The sequence below is a fragment of the Sporosarcina sp. NPDC096371 genome, from assembly GCF_044762865.1.
In the GTDB taxonomy this organism is placed as follows: Bacteria; Bacillota; Bacilli; order Bacillales_A; family Planococcaceae; genus Sporosarcina.
The window spans coordinates 223,144-240,432 of the sequence record NZ_JBIWFE010000004.1 but is presented as its reverse complement, the minus strand read 5'-3'; the positions used below and the strand labels follow the sequence as shown (position 1 = coordinate 240,432).

18 protein-coding genes are annotated in these 17,289 nt (G+C 43.6%); 12 read left to right on the top strand and 6 right to left on the bottom strand.

Annotation, left to right across the window (positions count from 1 at the left end; translation table 11 throughout):
* Positions 1–36 precede the first annotated feature (36 nt).
* The 6 genes from ACIQ0H_RS12750 (at position 37) to glpK (ending at position 6,457) form a co-directional block, all read left to right on the top strand.
* Positions 37–648, top strand: a complete 612-nt coding sequence (locus ACIQ0H_RS12750; protein WP_403415156.1) for an alpha/beta hydrolase — start codon at positions 37–39, stop codon at positions 646–648.
* A gap of 27 nt (positions 649–675) precedes the next feature.
* Complete coding sequence (gene wrbA, locus ACIQ0H_RS12745; protein ID WP_403415154.1) at positions 676–1,350, top strand: NAD(P)H:quinone oxidoreductase; 675 nt, start codon at positions 676–678, stop codon at positions 1,348–1,350.
* A 228-nt stretch (positions 1,351–1,578) separates the two neighbouring features.
* Positions 1,579–3,228 carry a glycerol-3-phosphate dehydrogenase/oxidase gene (locus tag ACIQ0H_RS12740; protein ID WP_403415151.1) on the top strand — a complete coding sequence of 550 codons (1,650 nt, stop codon included), beginning with the start codon at positions 1,579–1,581 and terminating at the stop codon, positions 3,226–3,228.
* A gap of 47 nt (positions 3,229–3,275) precedes the next feature.
* A complete protein-coding gene (locus tag ACIQ0H_RS12735; protein ID WP_403415149.1) occupies positions 3,276–3,848 on the top strand; it encodes a glycerol-3-phosphate responsive antiterminator in 573 nt (190 codons plus the stop codon).
* A gap of 255 nt (positions 3,849–4,103) precedes the next feature.
* Complete coding sequence (locus tag ACIQ0H_RS12730; RefSeq protein ID WP_403415146.1) at positions 4,104–4,946, top strand: MIP/aquaporin family protein; 843 nt, start codon at positions 4,104–4,106, stop codon at positions 4,944–4,946.
* 17 nt (positions 4,947–4,963) lie between these two features.
* The gene (glpK, locus tag ACIQ0H_RS12725; RefSeq protein WP_403415144.1) at positions 4,964–6,457 is read left to right on the top strand and encodes a glycerol kinase GlpK; all 1,494 of its coding nucleotides are present in this window, start codon (positions 4,964–4,966) and stop codon (positions 6,455–6,457) included.
* A gap of 48 nt (positions 6,458–6,505) precedes the next feature.
* On the opposite strand, the gene ACIQ0H_RS12720 is transcribed toward glpK, so the two are convergent.
* From ACIQ0H_RS12720 to ACIQ0H_RS12700, 5 genes are all read right to left on the bottom strand, one after another.
* A complete protein-coding gene (locus tag ACIQ0H_RS12720; RefSeq protein WP_403415141.1) occupies positions 6,506–7,048 on the bottom strand; it encodes a hypothetical protein in 543 nt (180 codons plus the stop codon).
* Positions 7,049–7,264: 216 nt separating this feature from the next.
* Entirely contained in the window at positions 7,265–8,134 is an 870-nt protein-coding gene (locus ACIQ0H_RS12715) for a foldase protein PrsA (RefSeq protein ID WP_403415138.1), read from the bottom strand.
* Between the two features lie 71 nt (positions 8,135–8,205).
* Positions 8,206–9,618 (bottom strand): sensor histidine kinase, encoded by a 1,413-nt coding sequence (locus ACIQ0H_RS12710; protein ID WP_403415135.1) that lies wholly within the window; start codon positions 9,616–9,618, stop codon positions 8,206–8,208.
* Positions 9,615–10,316, bottom strand: a complete 702-nt coding sequence (locus tag ACIQ0H_RS12705; RefSeq protein WP_403415133.1) for a winged helix-turn-helix domain-containing protein — start codon at positions 10,314–10,316, stop codon at positions 9,615–9,617. The genes ACIQ0H_RS12710 and ACIQ0H_RS12705 overlap by 4 nt, the downstream gene beginning before the upstream one ends.
* A 119-nt stretch (positions 10,317–10,435) precedes the next feature.
* Entirely contained in the window at positions 10,436–11,674 is a 1,239-nt protein-coding gene (locus ACIQ0H_RS12700; protein ID WP_403415130.1) for a S1C family serine protease, read from the bottom strand.
* A 268-nt stretch (positions 11,675–11,942) separates the two neighbouring features.
* On the opposite strand from ACIQ0H_RS12700, the gene adh reads away from it, so the two are divergent.
* Entirely contained in the window at positions 11,943–13,484 is a 1,542-nt protein-coding gene (gene adh / locus ACIQ0H_RS12695) for an aldehyde dehydrogenase (protein WP_403415127.1), read from the top strand.
* Between the two features lie 21 nt (positions 13,485–13,505).
* A complete protein-coding gene (locus ACIQ0H_RS12690) occupies positions 13,506–13,862 on the top strand; it encodes a DUF779 domain-containing protein (protein WP_403415124.1) in 357 nt (118 codons plus the stop codon).
* A 75-nt stretch (positions 13,863–13,937) separates the two neighbouring features.
* Here the strand turns inward: ACIQ0H_RS12690 and ACIQ0H_RS12685 are convergent, their stop codons facing one another.
* On the bottom strand, positions 13,938–14,330 hold the full coding sequence (locus ACIQ0H_RS12685; protein ID WP_403415121.1) for a thiol-disulfide oxidoreductase DCC family protein: 393 nt from the start codon (positions 14,328–14,330) through the stop codon (positions 13,938–13,940).
* A 171-nt stretch (positions 14,331–14,501) separates the two neighbouring features.
* Between ACIQ0H_RS12685 and ACIQ0H_RS12680 the strand changes: the two genes are divergently transcribed.
* The 4 genes from ACIQ0H_RS12680 to ACIQ0H_RS12665 all read left to right on the top strand — a co-directional run bounded on the left by ACIQ0H_RS12680 (position 14,502) and on the right by ACIQ0H_RS12665 (position 16,990).
* Positions 14,502–14,690 carry a hypothetical protein gene (locus ACIQ0H_RS12680; protein ID WP_403415118.1) on the top strand — a complete coding sequence of 63 codons (189 nt, stop codon included), beginning with the start codon at positions 14,502–14,504 and terminating at the stop codon, positions 14,688–14,690.
* Positions 14,691–15,006: 316 nt separating this feature from the next.
* Positions 15,007–15,336: a PadR family transcriptional regulator gene (locus ACIQ0H_RS12675; RefSeq protein ID WP_403415115.1), complete on the top strand. Its 330-nt coding sequence runs from the start codon at positions 15,007–15,009 to the stop codon at positions 15,334–15,336.
* Positions 15,333–16,457 carry a DUF2812 domain-containing protein gene (locus ACIQ0H_RS12670; RefSeq protein WP_403415112.1) on the top strand — a complete coding sequence of 375 codons (1,125 nt, stop codon included), beginning with the start codon at positions 15,333–15,335 and terminating at the stop codon, positions 16,455–16,457. Before ACIQ0H_RS12675 ends, ACIQ0H_RS12670 begins: the two co-directional genes overlap by 4 nt.
* 89 nt (positions 16,458–16,546) lie before the next feature.
* Complete coding sequence (locus tag ACIQ0H_RS12665; RefSeq protein ID WP_403415109.1) at positions 16,547–16,990, top strand: hypothetical protein; 444 nt, start codon at positions 16,547–16,549, stop codon at positions 16,988–16,990.
* The last annotated feature ends 299 nt before the right edge of the window (positions 16,991–17,289 follow it).

Genomic DNA, 17,289 nt, shown 5'->3' with positions numbered 1-17,289 from the left:
TAAAGAAAATCGCTAAATTCTAGGAGTGGTTAATCAATGAAACATCTATTCAAACAAGGAACAAATGCAGCGAAACCGGTGTTGTTATTGTTGCATGGCACAGGTGGGACAGAAAATGATTTATTGCCACTTGCCGATTTGGTCGATCCGGAAGCTTCAGTACTAAGTGTTCGAGGAAATGTCCTTGAAAATGGTATGCCACGCTTTTTCCGCAGATTGGCTGAAGGGGTTTTCGATGAGGAAGACTTGATTTTCCGTACGCAAGAATTAAATGATTTTCTTGACGAAGCCGCTCAAAAGTATGATTTTGACCGCAGGAATATCGTGGCAATTGGCTATTCTAATGGAGCAAATATTGCTGCGAGCCTGCTGTTCCATCATGCGCGCGCTTTAAAGGGGGCAATTCTTCATCATCCAATGGTGCCAAGACGTGGCATTGCATTGCCCGATTTAACGGATACCTCGGTGTTTATCGCCGCGGGGAAAAATGACCCGATGTGTCCAGCGAAAGAGGCTGAGGATTTGGATGAACTGCTGACAGATGCCGGTGCACAAGTGAAGGTGCATTGGGAAATGAATGGCCATTCGTTGACGCGAACGGAAGTCGATGCGGCGGCGGAATGGTTTGAAATAGGTTTTGGTAAGTAAATGACTAAAAGAAATGGTGAGTAATCAATGGGTTTTTTAGATAAAATTTTTGGAAAAACAACAACTAGGGAGATGGAGAATATGACAAACGTAAAAACAGCAATCGTATACTACAGTTCAGGCGGTACAAATTATCAGTTGGCACAATGGGCAGCAGAAGCGGCGAAGGCAGCAGGTTCTGAGGTAAGATTGATGAAAGTGGCGGAGACTGCTCCACAAGCTGCAATCGATGCAACACCAAGTTGGAAAGCGAATGTTGAAGCAACAAAAGACGTACCAGTTGTAACAGGTGCTGACCTTGAGTGGGCAGATGCGATTATCTTTAGCGTACCAACGCGTTTCGGGAATATGCCTAGTCAGGTACAAGCTTTCATCGACACATTGGGTGGCTTTTGGTTCCAAGGTAAGCTTGCGAATAAAGCGGTCAGTGCAATGGCTTCTGCTGGAAACCCACACGGTGGACAAGAAGCGACGATTCTTTCTCTTTACACAACAATGTACCATTGGGGCGCAATTGTTGCAGCGCCAGGTTTCACAGATCCGGTAACATTTGCGGCTGGTGGAAACCCGTATGGAACAAGCGTTACAGTTGGACAGGATGGAAAAATTGTTGAGGACGAAGCAGCTATCAAAGCAGCAGTTCATCACCAAGCGAAACGTACGGTGAAAGTTGCTGAAGCACTGACACATTTGAACGCATAATATATGAAAACCGACCTGAAGGGGTCGGTTTTTCATAATCAATCTACAGCGCAAGAGTTCCCAAACGTATCTGCATATGATAAGATGAATGTAAGTTAATAGATACGGTTTGAGCGAATGAGAGACCTAACGACATTATTGCGAATATGCAGTAGTGTGCGTTGTGGTCTCTTTTTTGTTCTTAAAATATCGAATTTCAAAAACAGATGACAAAGGGAGAAGATAAAAATGGGTACATTTTCAGCTTTGGAAAGACATGCAGCGTTTGAAAAAATGGAAGGTGAACAATTTGATTTACTCGTTATTGGAGGGGGAATTACGGGTGCGGGTATCGCTTTGGATGCGGTGACGCGCGGTTTGAAAGTTGCGCTTGTGGAGATGCAGGATTTTGCGTCAGGTACTTCAAGTCGCTCGACTAAACTTGTCCATGGTGGATTACGTTATTTAAAGCAGTTTGAAATTAAGGAAGTAGCGGAGCTCGGAAAAGAGCGGGCGATTGTGTACGAAAACGGTCCCCACGTGACAACGCCTGAATGGATGCTGCTACCGTTTCATAAAGGCGGTACTTTCGGAAAGCTATCGACTTCATTTGGACTGCGCGTCTATGACTTTTTGGCGGGTGTGAAGAAACAGGAACGCAGAACGATGCTGTCACTCGAAGATACGATTCGCAAAGTGCCGATTGTCAAAAAGGATGGCTTGCTCGGTGGCGGTGTCTATGTAGAATACCGCACGGACGATGCGCGTCTGACAATGGAAGTCATCAAGACTGCAGTGGAAAATGGTGCAGTGATTACGAACTATGCCAAGGCGGATCAGTTCATATATAACGATAGTAAGCAGGTAGTGGGCGCGGAAATTAAAGACATGTTAACAGACATGTCGGTTTCCGTTCGCGCAACAAAGGTTGTCAATGCGACAGGTCCATGGGTAGATGATGTGCGAGAAGTCGACGGGTCTAAGAGCGAGAAGCACTTGATTTTATCCAAAGGGGTCCATCTGGTGTTCGATCAATCTGCCTTCCCACTACAACAAGCCGTCTATTTCGATACGCCTGACAAACGCATGGTGTTTGCCATTCCGAGAGATGGTAAAACCTATGTAGGAACGACGGATACGTTTTATGATGCAAGCCGCGCGACGATCAAAATTACAACCGAGGATCGTTCGTATATCATGGGTGCGATTCGCTATATGTTCCCTGATTTGCAAATTACGGAGAAGGATATCGAGTCAGGCTGGGCAGGGATACGTCCACTCATTCACGAAGACGGGAAAAACCCTTCTGAAATATCACGGAAAGATGAAATCTGGGAATCTCATACAGGGCTCATCACGATTGCGGGCGGGAAATTAACAGGCTACCGCAAAATGGCGGAAACGGTTGTTGGCATGGTTGTAGAAAAATTGGGCGCTACAGGGAACCGACAAATTGGTCCATGTAAAACGAAACATTTCCCAATTTCCGGCGGTGATGTTGGCGGCTCCGCGAAGCTACAACAATTTTTATATGCCAAGAATAAGCAAGCGCAGCGTCTAGGGTTGGATGAACAACAAGGCCTTAAACTAGTGAAGATGTATGGTTCAAATAGTGATGCAGTCTTTACTTATTTAGAAAACAATGACACGCCGCTACCACGCGTTTTATATGCACAAATGATGTATGCCATTCATCATGAAATGGCCGTGAAGCCTACTGATTTCTTTATCAGAAGGACGGGTGCTTTATTATTTGATATTGCGACGGTTATGGAATGGAAGGAACAAGTGATGGCTGAAATGGCGAAGATTTTCGGTTGGTCGGAAGAGCAGCAAGTTCGCTATGCAGATGAATTGCAACAGGAGATTGAGTGTGCAACGACTGCAGTCGAGTTATAATACACGTATACTGAATCGTAGATGTTCAACAGGAGAGTGAAGATGACGTGCCTTTTCATGAACAGAAAATTCTACCAGCCTTGCGCCATTTGAAACAGCTCGAGGCCTTACTAAATAGCCCGTATGAATATATCGTCTTGTTGGAAGTGCATATCAGTAATCTCAAAACGATTAAACAGGAAGCAGATCGGCATGGTAAAAAGATCATTATTCATGCGGATTTAATCCAAGGATTGAAAACGGATGATTACGCTGCTGAGTTTCTTTGTAATGATATACGTCCGGCGGGCCTTATTTCTACCCGCTCCAATATGATTATGAAAGCGAAAACGAAAGGCATCATTGCGATTCAACGGATGTTTTTATTGGATACGATCGCTTTAGAAAAAAGTTATTCGCTAATCGAACGTACAAAGCCGGATTATATTGAAATTCTACCCGGTGTCATTCCGCAAATCATTAGTGAAGTGCATGAAAGAACCGGCATTCCGATTATTAGCGGTGGGTTAATTCGTTCGGAAGCACATGTTCAGGCTGCGCTGGATGCTGGAGCGAAAGCAGTGACAACGTCCAATCAGCAGCTGTGGGCAGCGTTCATGAAAGACTCCGATTCTTTTTAATACAAACTGGTTGACAATACTTTGAAACCTTACTAGACTTGTGGGTAGGTTAATAAGAAGTGGTTGAGTGTTGAGGTCCACATTTTTTCATTCCGCATTTATGCGGATGATTAAATGTGGACTTTTTTATTGCTCAGTAAATAATAAAATCTCGAACGGAGGACAAGTACCGCCGTAAAATTTTCGTGTCTGGGCGCTTGCTCTTTTGTTCTGTTTCGTTCGTAACCGCTTACAATAACTAAGGAGGAAGAGAAAGTGACACCATTTTTAGGGGAATTGATTGGTACAATGATTTTAATCATCTTTGGTGCCGGCGTTGTTGGCGGTGTAGTTATGAAAAAATCCAAAGCAGAAGGCGCGGGTTGGATTGTGATAACCCTTGGATGGGGGCTTGCCGTTACGATGGGTGTCTACGCAGTAGGTAGCGTCAGCGGTGCACATTTGAATCCGGCGGTAACGATTGGAATGGCGTCGATCGGAGAATTTCCGTGGGCGGATGTACCTGGCTATATACTTGCGCAGATGATTGGGGCTATCATTGGGGCAGTGATCATTTACTTCCAATACTTGCCTCATTGGAAAGAAACGAAAGATCAAGATGCGAAACTAGGTGTCTTTGCTACAGCTCCTGCGATTCGCCATCCACTGTCAAATTTGACGAGTGAAATGATTGGTACATTTGCCTTACTCCTCGGGTTGTTGATGATTGGAGCGAATGAATTTACAGAAGGATTGAATCCGTTAATTGTTGGTGCGCTTATTATCGCAATTGGTATGTCTCTGGGTGGAACGACTGGATATGCGATTAATCCAGCGCGCGATTTAGGTCCGAGAATTGCACATTTCTTTTTACCGATTCCAGGTAAAGGTCCGTCCGATTGGGGTTACGCATGGGTGCCGATTGTCGGTCCAATTCTTGGTGGGACGTTCGGTGCACTGTTTTATCAACAATTTTTTACAGGCGTCAATAGCGTTGCGTTTTGGGTTGTTGGAGCGATCGTATTGGCCGTTCTGTTAGGTGCACAATTTACGCTTAAAAAAGCAACAGCAGTTGTTAAGATAGAACGAGTTACCAAGGGTGCGTTAGATTCAAAATAGAATGTGGAGGGAACAACATGACTGAAAAATATATTTTATCACTCGATCAAGGGACAACGAGCTCGCGGGCTATTTTATTTGATAGAGAGGGTAAGATTTTTCATTCATCTCAACAGGAATTTACACAGTATTTTCCGAAGTCTGGGTGGGTTGAACATAAAGCGGATGAAATATGGAGTTCGGTATTAGCTGTGATCGCAGGTGTGCTATCTGAAAAAAATATTGATGCCGAGCAAATCGAAGGCATTGGTATTACGAATCAGCGTGAAACGACTGTTGTATGGGATAAACATACGGGCGACCCCGTTTACAATGCAATTGTTTGGCAATCGCGCCAAACGGCTGATATTTGTGAAGAGTTAAAAGCACAGGGCCATAGTGATATGTTCCGCGATAAAACAGGCCTGCTCATTGACGCTTACTTTTCCGGCACAAAAGTAAAATGGATTTTGGACAATGTGGCTGGTGCAAGAGAGAAGGCGGAGCGGGGCGATCTGTTATTCGGCACGATTGATACGTGGTTGGTTTGGAAGTTATCTGGTGGTAAAACGCATGTGACCGATTATTCCAATGCTTCAAGAACGCTTATGTATAATATCTACGACTTGGAATGGGATCAAGAATTGCTCGATATCTTAGGTGTACCGGCATCGATGCTTCCAGAAGTTCGCCCTTCATCCGAAATTTACGCGCATACAGATGAGGATTTATTCTTCGGTTATGCAGCTCCGATTGCAGGAATTGCAGGAGATCAGCAGGCAGCGCTGTTTGGTCAGGCGTGTTTTGACAGTGGCATGGTGAAGAGTACATACGGAACGGGTTGCTTCATGCTCATGAATACAGGTGAAAAGGCCGTTAAATCTGAGCATGGTTTGATAACGACGCTTGCATGGGGAATTGATGGAAAAGTGGAATATGCGCTTGAAGGTAGCATTTTTGCGGCAGGTTCAGCCATTCAATGGTTACGTGACGGGCTGAGAATGTTCAGGAATTCATCTGAAAGTGAACGCTATGCGAAACGCGTGGATTCAACAGATGGCGTTTATGTTGTTCCTGCATTTGTTGGGCTAGGCGCCCCGTACTGGGACAGCGATGTAAGAGGAGCTGTTTTTGGCTTAACGCGGAGTACATCGAAAGAACATTTCGTTCGGGCAACGTTGGAAGCACTCGCTTATCAGACGAAAGATGTCTTGGATGCGATGGAAGCAGATTCAGGAATTTCATTGAAAACATTGCGCGTCGATGGCGGTGCAGTCGCGAATAATTTCTTGATGCAGTTTCATAGTGATTTGTTGAATGTTCCAGTTGAACGTCCGGTGATTAATGAAACGACAGCATTAGGAGCAGCTTATTTGGCAGGTCTGGCGGTTGGATTCTGGAAGGATCGCTCTGAAATTGCAGCGCATTGGCATCTAGACCGATCGTTCCAACCTGAAATGGAGCAAGAAGTACGCGATGATTTATACGGTGGATGGCAAAAGGCTGTTCGAGCTACGATGGCTTATAAATGAGTAAACAGGGTACCCCGCATATGAGGGTACCCTGTTTTTTGAATGAACTCATTTTGCTTTCTCAGGTCGAGGCCAAATAAAATAAGAAATGGAAATGACAAAGTCGATACCAAGCACGAGTGCCCATAATCTCAACGTCTCAGATAACGCTTCCGTTCTAGAAGGGTCATCGATGAAATAAATCATCGCCAATAGGAATGCGGCACCGATGATGTAGGCGAGTAGATGTTGAAGGGAGCCTTTCATAGAATGACGTGCATGCGCCATGCCAGCTTTCCGTACCGGTTTCGATCCCTGTTTTTGAATGTAATACACAAACCGTTCGTCAGCCCAGCGGATCATGCTTTTACCGAAAGCAATTGACACGCCAAGGTAGATAGCCGCAATGGCATGCACCTGGGTTGCAGTTGCTCCATTGTACAGATCGGTTGCTGTGACGATGAGTAAAAGTAGATCAATCACGGGTGTTAAAGCAAGGAAGAAAAAGCCGAGTCGTTCGCGTTTGAATAGATAACGTGTGATGAGACCAAGTAAGATAACGACCCAGAAACTGATTTCACAAGCGATAATGGTCCAAGCGATGAAACTCATAAGAATAACTCCTTTCTTCATTTTTAAATTCGGCGACTCTACGTATGGATGGACGATACCACCATGCATGCGTTGGCTTGTAGGTAAACAACGTCAAATACTATTGTGATTCAATCTGCATCAAATAATCAAGTGTATGACCGTCTTGGAGCACGTTATGCCCAGTACACGAAAAAAACGGAAAAGCCGCTTCAGCTTTTCCGTTTCACGTACTACTTATTTTCCTAACAACGTGTTTTCAATATCATACTTCTCTTTTACTTCATCCAACCAAACGCCATACTCGGTCTGCATGCCTTTTTCGAGTAATAACTTTTTGATGTCTTCTTTACTATCTTCGTAAACAGCTTCTTTTGCTGCCTTTTTATCGGTTAGTTGAATGATATGGTAACCGAATTCTGTTTTCACAGGGGCACTAATGGTACCAACTTTCATAGAAAATACAGCTTCATCAAATTCAGCAACCATTTTCCCGCGGCCGAAGTAGCCTAATTCGCCGCCTTTTTCAGCGTTTGATGTATCTGTGGAGTATTCTTTCGCAAGTGCTGTGAAATCTCCTCCCTCAGCAAGCTTTTTCGCCACTTCTTTTGCTGTTGCTTCATCTTCTACTAAAATATGACTAGCTTTAACTTCTTCTGCTTGGTTAAGCGACTCTTTGTTTTCATCGAAATAAGCTTTAAGTTCTTTGTCTGTTATCTTAATGCGTGGTTCGACGATTTTTTTGATAGACAAAAATTCAGTGATACTTTTTTTGAATTCCTTTTCAGTGATGCCACTTTGCTTTAACGCAGCGGCAAAGGCTTCGTCTCCACCGACACTTTCGACTTGTGATGCAAGCTCTTCTTCGACTTCTTTATCAGAAACGGTTACTTTCTCTTTCTTCAATTCCGATGCAATCACCTTATCTTCAATCATCATATCGAGGGCTTGTTGTCCAGAAGTTTTCACAAGCGTGTCGTACAATTCCTCTTTTGTAATTTTTTCATCGCCAACTGTTGCTACTGTTTCATCTTTCTCTTGTGAACACCCTGTTGCCGTCACAAGGATACCGGCAATTACTAGTGGGTATAGCCATTTTTTAGACATGTATACTCCTCCAAAATAGTTGATATCCCTCATGGTACATGACAAATATGAACAAATTATTACGAAGGATGCTAATTTGGCAAAGTGATTATAAATTTCGTCCCTTTTCCTTTTTCGCTCGTCACGTCAATGGTTCCGTTATGCATCGTAACAAGTTGCTTGACGATGGATAGACCAAGTCCGAATTCGCCGTATGGATTTGTGGTTCGTGACACAATGGCCTTATAAAATCGACCCCAGATTTTTTCAATGTCTTCCGGATCAATGCCAATTCCGGTATCTTCAATTTCAATAACGGTCATATCATCACGCGTATAGCCGCGTAAAAAGATGGTACCATTGTCGGTGAACTGAATACTATTTTTCGTAATGTTAATCAAAATCTGCGTGAGTCGGTCATAATCGGCGTGCACGGTTACATGGGGTGCGACGTCGACAATGATCTTGTCCTGCTGTTCAGCTGCGACACCATCAAGTTGGTCCTTGATAATTTCCAACAATTCAACGAGCTGGATATCTTGTTTGAGCAATGTGATTTGGTTGGAACGGATTTTTTCGTAATCGAGGTTTTCATTGACGAGCCGGATAAGCCGCATCGTTTCGTTGCTGGCAAGTTGAAATCCTTTTTCTTTTTCTTCTTCTGAAATCATGTCATTTCTCATGCCCTCAATAATGCCTCGAATGGTTGTCAGTGGTGTCCGTAATTCATGGGAAACGTCTGCCATGAACTGACGCCGGCGGTTTTCCAAGCTTTCGATTTCCTCCATAGACAGATCCAATTTCTCGACCATTTTGTTGAAATCTCCAGCCAGTTCACCGATTTCATCGACGTTAGCGGATGGGATACGTACGGTGTAATCTCCTTGTGCAACAAGTGAAGTTGCTTCGCGAAGTCGTTTGATGCGTTTTCCATGGAAATTCGATAAAATCCAGCTGACTAACAAAGCAACCACCAATGCGAGAATCATTGTGAATATCAAATAGGTATTCATTTGCGCAATGACTTCACGTGAGCCTTTAATAGGTGACGTCAACAGGATTCCGCCGACAAACTGATTATGTTGAATGTAGGGAAGGAGGACAAATGTGACGGCTTCGTCGAAACGTTCGAAATCCTGTTTAACCGTGACTGTTTTGCCGTTCTTAATCTCTTGCCATTCTTCCTCACTCAATAATCCAATGACCGGTGCTTTTAACTCTGTGGAATAAATAATGGCGGATTGCTCATCAAATAAGATGTATTGAATATCGCGGCCGTCTAATACATGTTCGTAGGCTTGTAGGGTACCCGTTGTATTGCGCGGATTGCGATCAAGGTCACGCAGAATGGTTTGTCCATACGTCGCAAGTTCTTCGGTTTTACTGTCATAGACAAATTGTTCGACATAATGAGAGAACAGCAAACTCAAGATTAAAAAGGCGATGACAATGACGCTGACATGGCTTGCGAGTTGCTGGTATAAGTATTTCACTTTTACTTTCACTTACCGTCACCCAATGTTTCATCGAATCGATAACCGACGCCCCAAACAGTATGGAAAAAAGGTTGCTCGTCCGTCGAGATTTTCGTACGGAGCCGTTTGATATGGACGTCTACGGTGCGGTCGTCGCCGTAGAAATCATAGCCCCAGACATTGTCTAATAATTGCTCGCGTGAAAATACCTGTTTCGGATGTTGGGCAAAATGGGCTAGCAAGTCGAATTCTTTCGGCGTTAAATTCAGGACGGGCTTGCCATCCAATGTGACTTCGCGTGTGGTGTGATTGATGGTGAAATGACTGGTTTCAATGATGTCTTTTTCTTGCTCGTTTACGGGTTGTGTTGAATACCTACGGGTTACGGCTTTAATGCGTGCCATTAACGCAAGTGGACTAAATGGTTTCGTCACATAATCATCTGCACCCATTTCGAGTCCCAGTACTTGGTCTGATTCGCTGTCTTTGGCGGTGAGCATGATGATCGGACCTGCGTATTTTTCTTGCCTTAATTTACGACAGATTGAAACACCGTCCATTCCCGGTAACATCCAGTCGACGATTAAACAGTCCCAAGTCGCCTCGCTTGCACGGCGATAGCCTTCAAGACCGTCCTTCTCGAATTGTCCTTCGATGCCTTCCTTTGAAAAAAAGAGTTCTATCATCGAAGAGACACTCTCATTGTCTTCAATTACTAAAATTTTCAATGGACTGCATCTCCCCTCATTTATATATAGATACTTTCAAAGTAAAGCGAAAATAGAAAATATGCAACTGCAAAGACCTCAGGCCTACACGAGGTGGGCCTGAGGTCTTTGGCTGGAGATTATTCTGTTGTTGTTTTATTGCTAGTAAGCGTAACTTCGATCGTTTTTGACTGTGCACCGCGGTAAACGGTGAAAGTAGCCTTATCGCCAACGTTTAGTTCGGAGTATAAGAACTTACGAAGTTCCGTAGGATTTGCAATGTCGGTCCCATTTATAGCTGTGATGACGTCCTCAACAGCGAGTCCCGCTTTTCCAGCAGCGGATAATGGATCGACGTTTGTGACCATCACGCCGCCTTTTACATCAAGGGGAAGGTTTTGCAAATACATAGGTGGGACTTGTGAAAGATCTGCAAGCCCGATGCCGATATAAGGGCGTTCAACTTGTCCGTGTAAGGTCATTTCTTCAATAAGTGGAATGACCTCGTTACTTGGAATGGCAAAGCCAAGTCCTTCAACACCGTTTTCGGAAATTTTCAGGCTGTTAATACCAATGACTTGGCCAGCTGTATTCAGTAGTGCACCACCGCTATTCCCAGGGTTAATGGCGGCGTCTGTTTGAATGACGTTCATTTCCCATTCGCCAGCAGATGTATTGACGTTAATGGCTCGATTGACTGCGCTGACAATACCTTGTGTGACCGTACCGGAAAAATCAAGGCCAAGCGGATTACCGATTGCCACGACTGCGTCACCCGCACGCAGCTGATCAGAGTCGCCGAACTCAAGGACTGACTTGGCATACTTTGCATCAATGGTTAGTACAGCTAAATCGCTTAGTGCATCTTTACCGACCAGTTCAGCTGTTGTTTTGTCTCCACTTTCCAAAGTGACCTCAAGCTTTTCCGCCCCGTCAATGACGTGGTTATTGGTGACGATATAGGCTTTATCGCCCTCAACTTTGTAAATAACACCCGAGCCTGTTCCGCTTTTAACTGCTTCTGAATTTTGTGCAAAGCGATTACCTGAGTTTTGATAATTTACAATCCCAACAATCGCACTGGATGCTTGCTCGACCATATCTGCAAGTGAAGTTGGGTTTTTGACGGTTGTTTGTTGCACATTATAGGGAGCTGCAGGTGTGGCAACAGGTGTTGTTTCAGCAGAACTTGGTTGCAAAAGGTCTGTATTAACGACGACCCCCAATGTCAGCATTGACCCGACGACGCCAGCCCCAATTGTTGATAAAAATCGTTTACCCGTTTTGTTTTTTTTCTTAGGTCTCTTCACAATTTCCTGCATAATTTCTACTTCTGTTTCTTGTACTGTTTCTAATTCTTTATCTAAATCTTTATCCATCATGCATTCCTCCCGTTCAATCTGATTACCTTTATCCTAATGGGAAAGTATGAACAAACTATTACCGGGAAGTTAACAATTGATGAAGATGTGATAGGGGGTAATAATTGAATAATTCAGTGTAGTCTGATAGAGTTATAGACAAGCTTGTTTTTAATAGAATTGTAAACGCATACATCGATAATTTATTGGGGTGGATGCATACAATAGAAATTTGTAACGTAAAGTAGCTGGGTGTAAAAAGTTCAACACACAAGGAGGAATGGGAATGGTTCAAACAGTAGAAAATCCAATTTATTCTTTTCCAAACACAGAAGGAGCAAAGGTGAATTTTAAGGAACGATATGATAATTTTATCGGGGGCAAATGGACTGCACCCGTAAACGGACAGTACTTTGACAATCCAACTCCAGTGACGGGCAAAGTATTTACACAAGTGGCACGTTCGACGTCGGAAGATATTGAACTCGCACTCGATGCAGCGCATGCCGCGAAAGATGCTTGGGGGAAAACATCTGTTACAGAGCGTTCTAATATTTTATTGAAAATTGCTGATCGTATCGAAGAAAACTTGGAGATGCTGGCGGTTGCAGAAACGTGGGAAAACGGTAAAGCAATTCGGGAGACACTGAATGCAGACTTGCCACTTGCCATCGACCATTTCCGCTATTTCGCAAGTGCGATTCGAGCACAAGAAGGCGGGGTCAGCCAGATTGACAATGACACAGTGGCGTATCATTTCCATGAGCCAATTGGCGTTGTTGGACAAATTATCCCGTGGAACTTCCCACTGTTAATGGCGGTGTGGAAACTTGCACCAGCACTTGCCGCAGGGAATTGTGTTGTGTTGAAACCGGCAGAACAAACACCTGCATCTATTTTAGTGCTTACAGAGTTAATTGAAGATTTATTGCCAGCTGGCGTTTTGAATATTGTTAATGGTTTTGGTTTAGAGGCGGGTAAACCACTTGCGTCAAGTCCGCGTATTGGTAAAATTGCGTTTACGGGTGAGACAACAACTGGACGTCTCATTATGCAATACGCTTCGCAAACCGCGATTCCGGTAACATTGGAGCTTGGCGGGAAATCACCAAATATCTTCTTTGAGGACATTATGGACGAAGATGATGCGTTTTTGGATAAAGCTGTAGAGGGCTTTGTGATGTTCGCACTCAATCAAGGGGAAGTGTGTACATGCCCTTCGCGCGCATTAATCCAAGAATCAATTTACGATAAATTTATGGAACGTGCGATTGAACGCGTAAAAGCTATTAAAACAGGTAACCCGCTTGATCCTACAGTGATGATGGGTGCGCAGGCATCGACTGAACAGATGGAGAAAATCTTATCTTATTTAGATATTGGGAAGCAAGAAGGCGCGGAATGTCTGATAGGTGGAGAACAAAACCATCAGGAAGGTGAATTGGAAGGTGGATACTATATCAAGCCAACTGTCTTCAAAGGGCACAATAAAATGCGGATTTTCCAAGAGGAAATCTTTGGTCCTGTCCTTTCGGTGACAACGTTCAAAACAAAAGAAGAAGCGCTTGAAATTGCGAACGATACATTATATGGTCTGGGTTCAGGTGTTTGGACACGTGATATGAATACAGCTTACCGTTTCGGTCGCGGTATTCAAGCAGGGCGTGTTTGGACGAACTGTTATCATGCCTACCCGGCACATGCTGCATTTGGTGGTTATAAAGCATCTGGTGTTGGTCGTGAAAATCATCTCATGATGTTGAGCCATTACCAACAGACGAAAAATATGCTGGTGAGTTACAGTGAAAATAAGCAAGGCTTCTTTTAAGGGGAAGGACGGAGAGTGTGGATGACGCATCGCGTAATCGCAACTGACGCTGCACTTGAACTCATTGACTTTTTGAGAAAGAAGCACGGCCCTTTGATGTTTCACCAGTCGGGCGGTTGCTGTGACGGTTCGTCTCCGATGTGTTATCCAGATGGGGAATTGATCATTGGTGATCAAGACATCCTTCTTGGGTATATTGGAGGGACACCGTTCTATATGCACAAAAACCAATTTGAGTATTGGCAACATACACAGCTCATCATTGATGTTGTGGATGGCCGTGGTGGTATGTTTTCGCTCGAGGGCGTGGAAGGCAAGCGCTTTTTGACGAGGTCACGTGCATTTACGGCGGAGGAAAATAAGGAATTGCAAGTATGAGCGAATAGGAAAGGGCTATCTCATTGTAATGGATGAGGTAGCCCCTTTTTTATGGTTGGATTAAATAGCTGTTGTTCAGATAAATCGTTTACGCATTTCAGGTGGCGGCAACATGCAGGACTCTTCTTTTTTGCCGAACCATTTATAACGATTTTTCGCGACATAATCGTATACAGTGTCACGGATTTTACGCGGGACGAGTATAAATAAGAATAACAGATGCCATAAACCATCCAACTTTTTTGCAATACGAAGCGCAGCGGAGGATCTTGTGAATACTTTGCCGTTTTCAATCAACACCAAGCTATCGACATCGGGTGGAATGGAATATTGCTTTGACAATTCCACGCCTTTGTCACTTTGCAGGGAAGTGAAAAGAAAATGGCCAACAGGGTCACGTTTAATAATGAATTGCACGCTTGAATCGCAAAAATTACAATCGCCGTCAAATAATACAATGCGTTTCATAAAATGACCTCCTTCATTATAGCTAGTATAACCTTGTCGGATAAATAATAACATGATACAGATGCAAATATTTACGTTTGGCAGAAAATTCAGTGTGATGATAGAAAGAGTGAATTGAGTTATTTCTCATCGCATGTAGCCACGGTTAAAATGTAGAGGAGGGTGATTGATATGGAACGTTTACCTATTGATCCAGCTGAGTTGGAGCTTAGGAAAAACCAGGATTTCATCGCTTCACAGAAAATGATTGGCGAGGGTGGCCCCATTTACGAACAGTTTGAAGAAGATGAACCAGTCATAAAAAAGCTAAGAGAACGGAATGGCTTTAGTGGAGAAGAGTTACCGCGTGATTATCAATAACTGCAATCCCCACAGAGATGTGGGGATTTTTCTATGGAATAGGACGATTTGCCGCTTGATATTCCGGGGGTGGTCTAGGGGTAGTTCAGTTCTGTCAAAATGTAGTTGAGTTTGACAGCTAGGTAGCCTAGTTCTCTCGGGGGAGTCGAGTTTTGGGGATAGGTATTCCAGTTTTACTAAAAAGCAGTTCAGTTTTTGCAAGGCCCTCCAATAGCGGGGGGAATTTCAATTTATCAGAATATAGTTTACTTACTATGTCACGACGTGATACAGTAGCGTTGTGACATAGTAGCGTATAGAACGGATGTGATTCCGCTTGAAAATAGAAAAAGTGATTAAGTCATATAGCCCGATGACGGAGACGGCATTTTACATTTTGCTGTCATTGATAGAGCCACGTCATGGCTATGGCATTATTAAGCATGTGGAAGAATTGACGGAAGGCCGTCTGGTGCTTGGGTCTGGAACAATTTACGGCACCCTGACGAAAATGCAACGAGATGAAATTATTACCGTCTATGCAGATGAAAAGCGCAAAACAATTTATGAAATTACGGATGTCGGAAAAGCGCTCATGCGACATGAGATGGGACGATTAAAGGAGTTACATGCCAATGTGATCAAGCATGAGGGGGAATTCCAATGACGATGAAAAAATGGCGACCACTTTGGAGTTATGATGTGGAAAAGACGGAATCTTGGCTGAAGGAAATGGCGGCGAAGGGGAATAGCTTGAAGGATGTAAATCGAATGACACGAATGTTTACATTTAATCGGACGACCGCTGAAGTCGCTCACTTTCAAGTTGTCTATGACAAATCGCAAAGTGCGTTTCCTCGAAAGTTAGAAGAGGCGGGGTGGGAAGAAACACTATCGGAGAAAAAGTGGAAGTTCATGAAAAATAAATCTGAGGAAATAAGTATATTTCCTTCGCGTGAAGGCGTATTGAAAAGAAATAGAATTCACTTCTATGTGTTGACTGGATTGGCATTCTTCTATGTTATGCCGTTGATCATGATGATCATCACCTTAACTATGATACTTAGGGGTATTGGTACAGTTGAACCGAGTCCATTTTGGTCAGTGACAGTCGTCTATTTCTTGCAGATTTTAATCGTTATGGGTCTTGCTATTTTTATTAATAAAAAGCTAAGGGGCTTTGAGAAGAAGTTTTTTGGCGGGGCTGTGGACGTGGATGTGAAGGAGTCTGTTGGTGATACATTTACCAAATGGAAGTTTGGTTGGATGCATGCCCCAGACATACTGGAAAGCTGGTTGGCTGAAATGGCGGCGGAAGGTAATCATCTTGTCCGTATCGGAAAACCGGGCTTTAGATTTGTATTTGAAAAAGGGGAACCCAAACGTATGTCGTATGTATTTGATTATCAATTAAAAACGTCTCCTTCTTACTTTGATGTTCATAAAAGTGCGGGTTGGCAACTGAGATATACTTCTCCCTCTTCATTCACGAAGTATTCTTTATGGGCGCAACCGTATGAAGAGGGGGCTGAAATACCGCGATTTACATACGACCCTGCTGAGAAGAAAGCGCAAGTTCGAAAAGTGGTATTATCGGCGACTGTCTTGGAACTATACATTTTTGTGATTGCCTTCATTTTTATCAGACTGAATTATTCAATGTATCTAGAGGATAGCTGGAATATGTTCAATAAAGTTATTTTCATAGCATTCATTATCTCTTTATCGTCTCCACTGTTAATCATGATCCGCACGTTGAAGTATGCATTCAGAATGCGCAAAAAATAATCATAGATCACAGCATTTCTTTTTCTTTCTAGTTGGTAGCCCGTTTGTCCTCCAGCTTTTCACATGTAATAGATGGAGGAGGTGATAGTATGATGCAACACGGACAGTGGAACTCTAATCAGATGCATGGAATGCATGGAATGCATGGATTGTGCGGCGGCTGCAATAAGATGCATAACCAGTGTGGCTGCAATAAGATGCAACCAAGCAATCAAATGCAACCGATCGTATGCCCACCGCAGTATCGTTGTCATGATAGTTTCGTCCGGCAGGAAGTTCCTGTTATTCAGCCTATAGTGAATGTGAACCGGGTGCATAACGTAATTGTGCCACGTCGCTATGTGACGGAAACAACTCGAAATGTGCAAGGATCAACAGTATTTCCGGCGGGTGGTCAACAATTTGGAGGAGGATATGGTCCTCAAATGGGTGGTTATGGAGGTCCTGGATTTGGAGGTCCTGGTTTTGGAGGCCCTGGATTTGGAGGTCCCGGCTTTGGAGGTCCTGGCTTCGGACGCGGTTTCGGCCGTTAATGGTAAAGATTAAGAAAATATGATGCGTATCTGTATTCTTTAGCACCTTGTATTTTGCGACTGAAGACGGTGCACATACTAATAAAAAAAGTGTAAGAAAAAAGCGTTTCACCAGTCGATTTCAAGACTGATGAAACGCTTTTTTTATGGCTATTCCCCGAGCATCTGATGCATTTCTTACTGCTTAGGAAATAATAAAATCTCGAACTGTGGATAATTTACGACGTATAGATTTTGCGTCTAGGCTCCAGCGCCTAGCCCCTCGAGTCGCTTGGGCCTACAGGATGTAGGTTATGCAG

What these genes read in the sequence shown, in the direction of transcription:
- ACIQ0H_RS12750 (WP_403415156.1), top strand. Translation starts at nt 37, where the DNA reads ATGAAACATCTATTCAAACAAGGAACAAATGCAGCGAAACCGGTGTTG.
- wrbA (WP_403415154.1), top strand. Translation starts at nt 676, where the DNA reads ATGGGTTTTTTAGATAAAATTTTTGGAAAAACAACAACTAGGGAGATG.
- glpK (WP_403415144.1), top strand. Translation starts at nt 4,964, where the DNA reads ATGACTGAAAAATATATTTTATCACTCGATCAAGGGACAACGAGCTCG.
- ACIQ0H_RS12715 (WP_403415138.1), bottom strand. Translation starts at nt 8,134, where the DNA reads ATGTCTAAAAAATGGCTATACCCACTAGTAATTGCCGGTATCCTTGTG.
- adh (WP_403415127.1), top strand. Translation starts at nt 11,943, where the DNA reads ATGGTTCAAACAGTAGAAAATCCAATTTATTCTTTTCCAAACACAGAA.
- ACIQ0H_RS12720 (WP_403415141.1), bottom strand. Translation starts at nt 7,048, where the DNA reads ATGAGTTTCATCGCTTGGACCATTATCGCTTGTGAAATCAGTTTCTGG.
- ACIQ0H_RS12670 (WP_403415112.1), top strand. Translation starts at nt 15,333, where the DNA reads ATGACGATGAAAAAATGGCGACCACTTTGGAGTTATGATGTGGAAAAG.
- ACIQ0H_RS12685 (WP_403415121.1), bottom strand. Translation starts at nt 14,330, where the DNA reads ATGAAACGCATTGTATTATTTGACGGCGATTGTAATTTTTGCGATTCA.
- ACIQ0H_RS12700 (WP_403415130.1), bottom strand. Translation starts at nt 11,674, where the DNA reads ATGGATAAAGATTTAGATAAAGAATTAGAAACAGTACAAGAAACAGAA.
- ACIQ0H_RS12680 (WP_403415118.1), top strand. Translation starts at nt 14,502, where the DNA reads ATGGAACGTTTACCTATTGATCCAGCTGAGTTGGAGCTTAGGAAAAAC.
- ACIQ0H_RS12740 (WP_403415151.1), top strand. Translation starts at nt 1,579, where the DNA reads ATGGGTACATTTTCAGCTTTGGAAAGACATGCAGCGTTTGAAAAAATG.
- ACIQ0H_RS12690 (WP_403415124.1), top strand. Translation starts at nt 13,506, where the DNA reads ATGACGCATCGCGTAATCGCAACTGACGCTGCACTTGAACTCATTGAC.
- ACIQ0H_RS12665 (WP_403415109.1), top strand. Translation starts at nt 16,547, where the DNA reads ATGATGCAACACGGACAGTGGAACTCTAATCAGATGCATGGAATGCAT.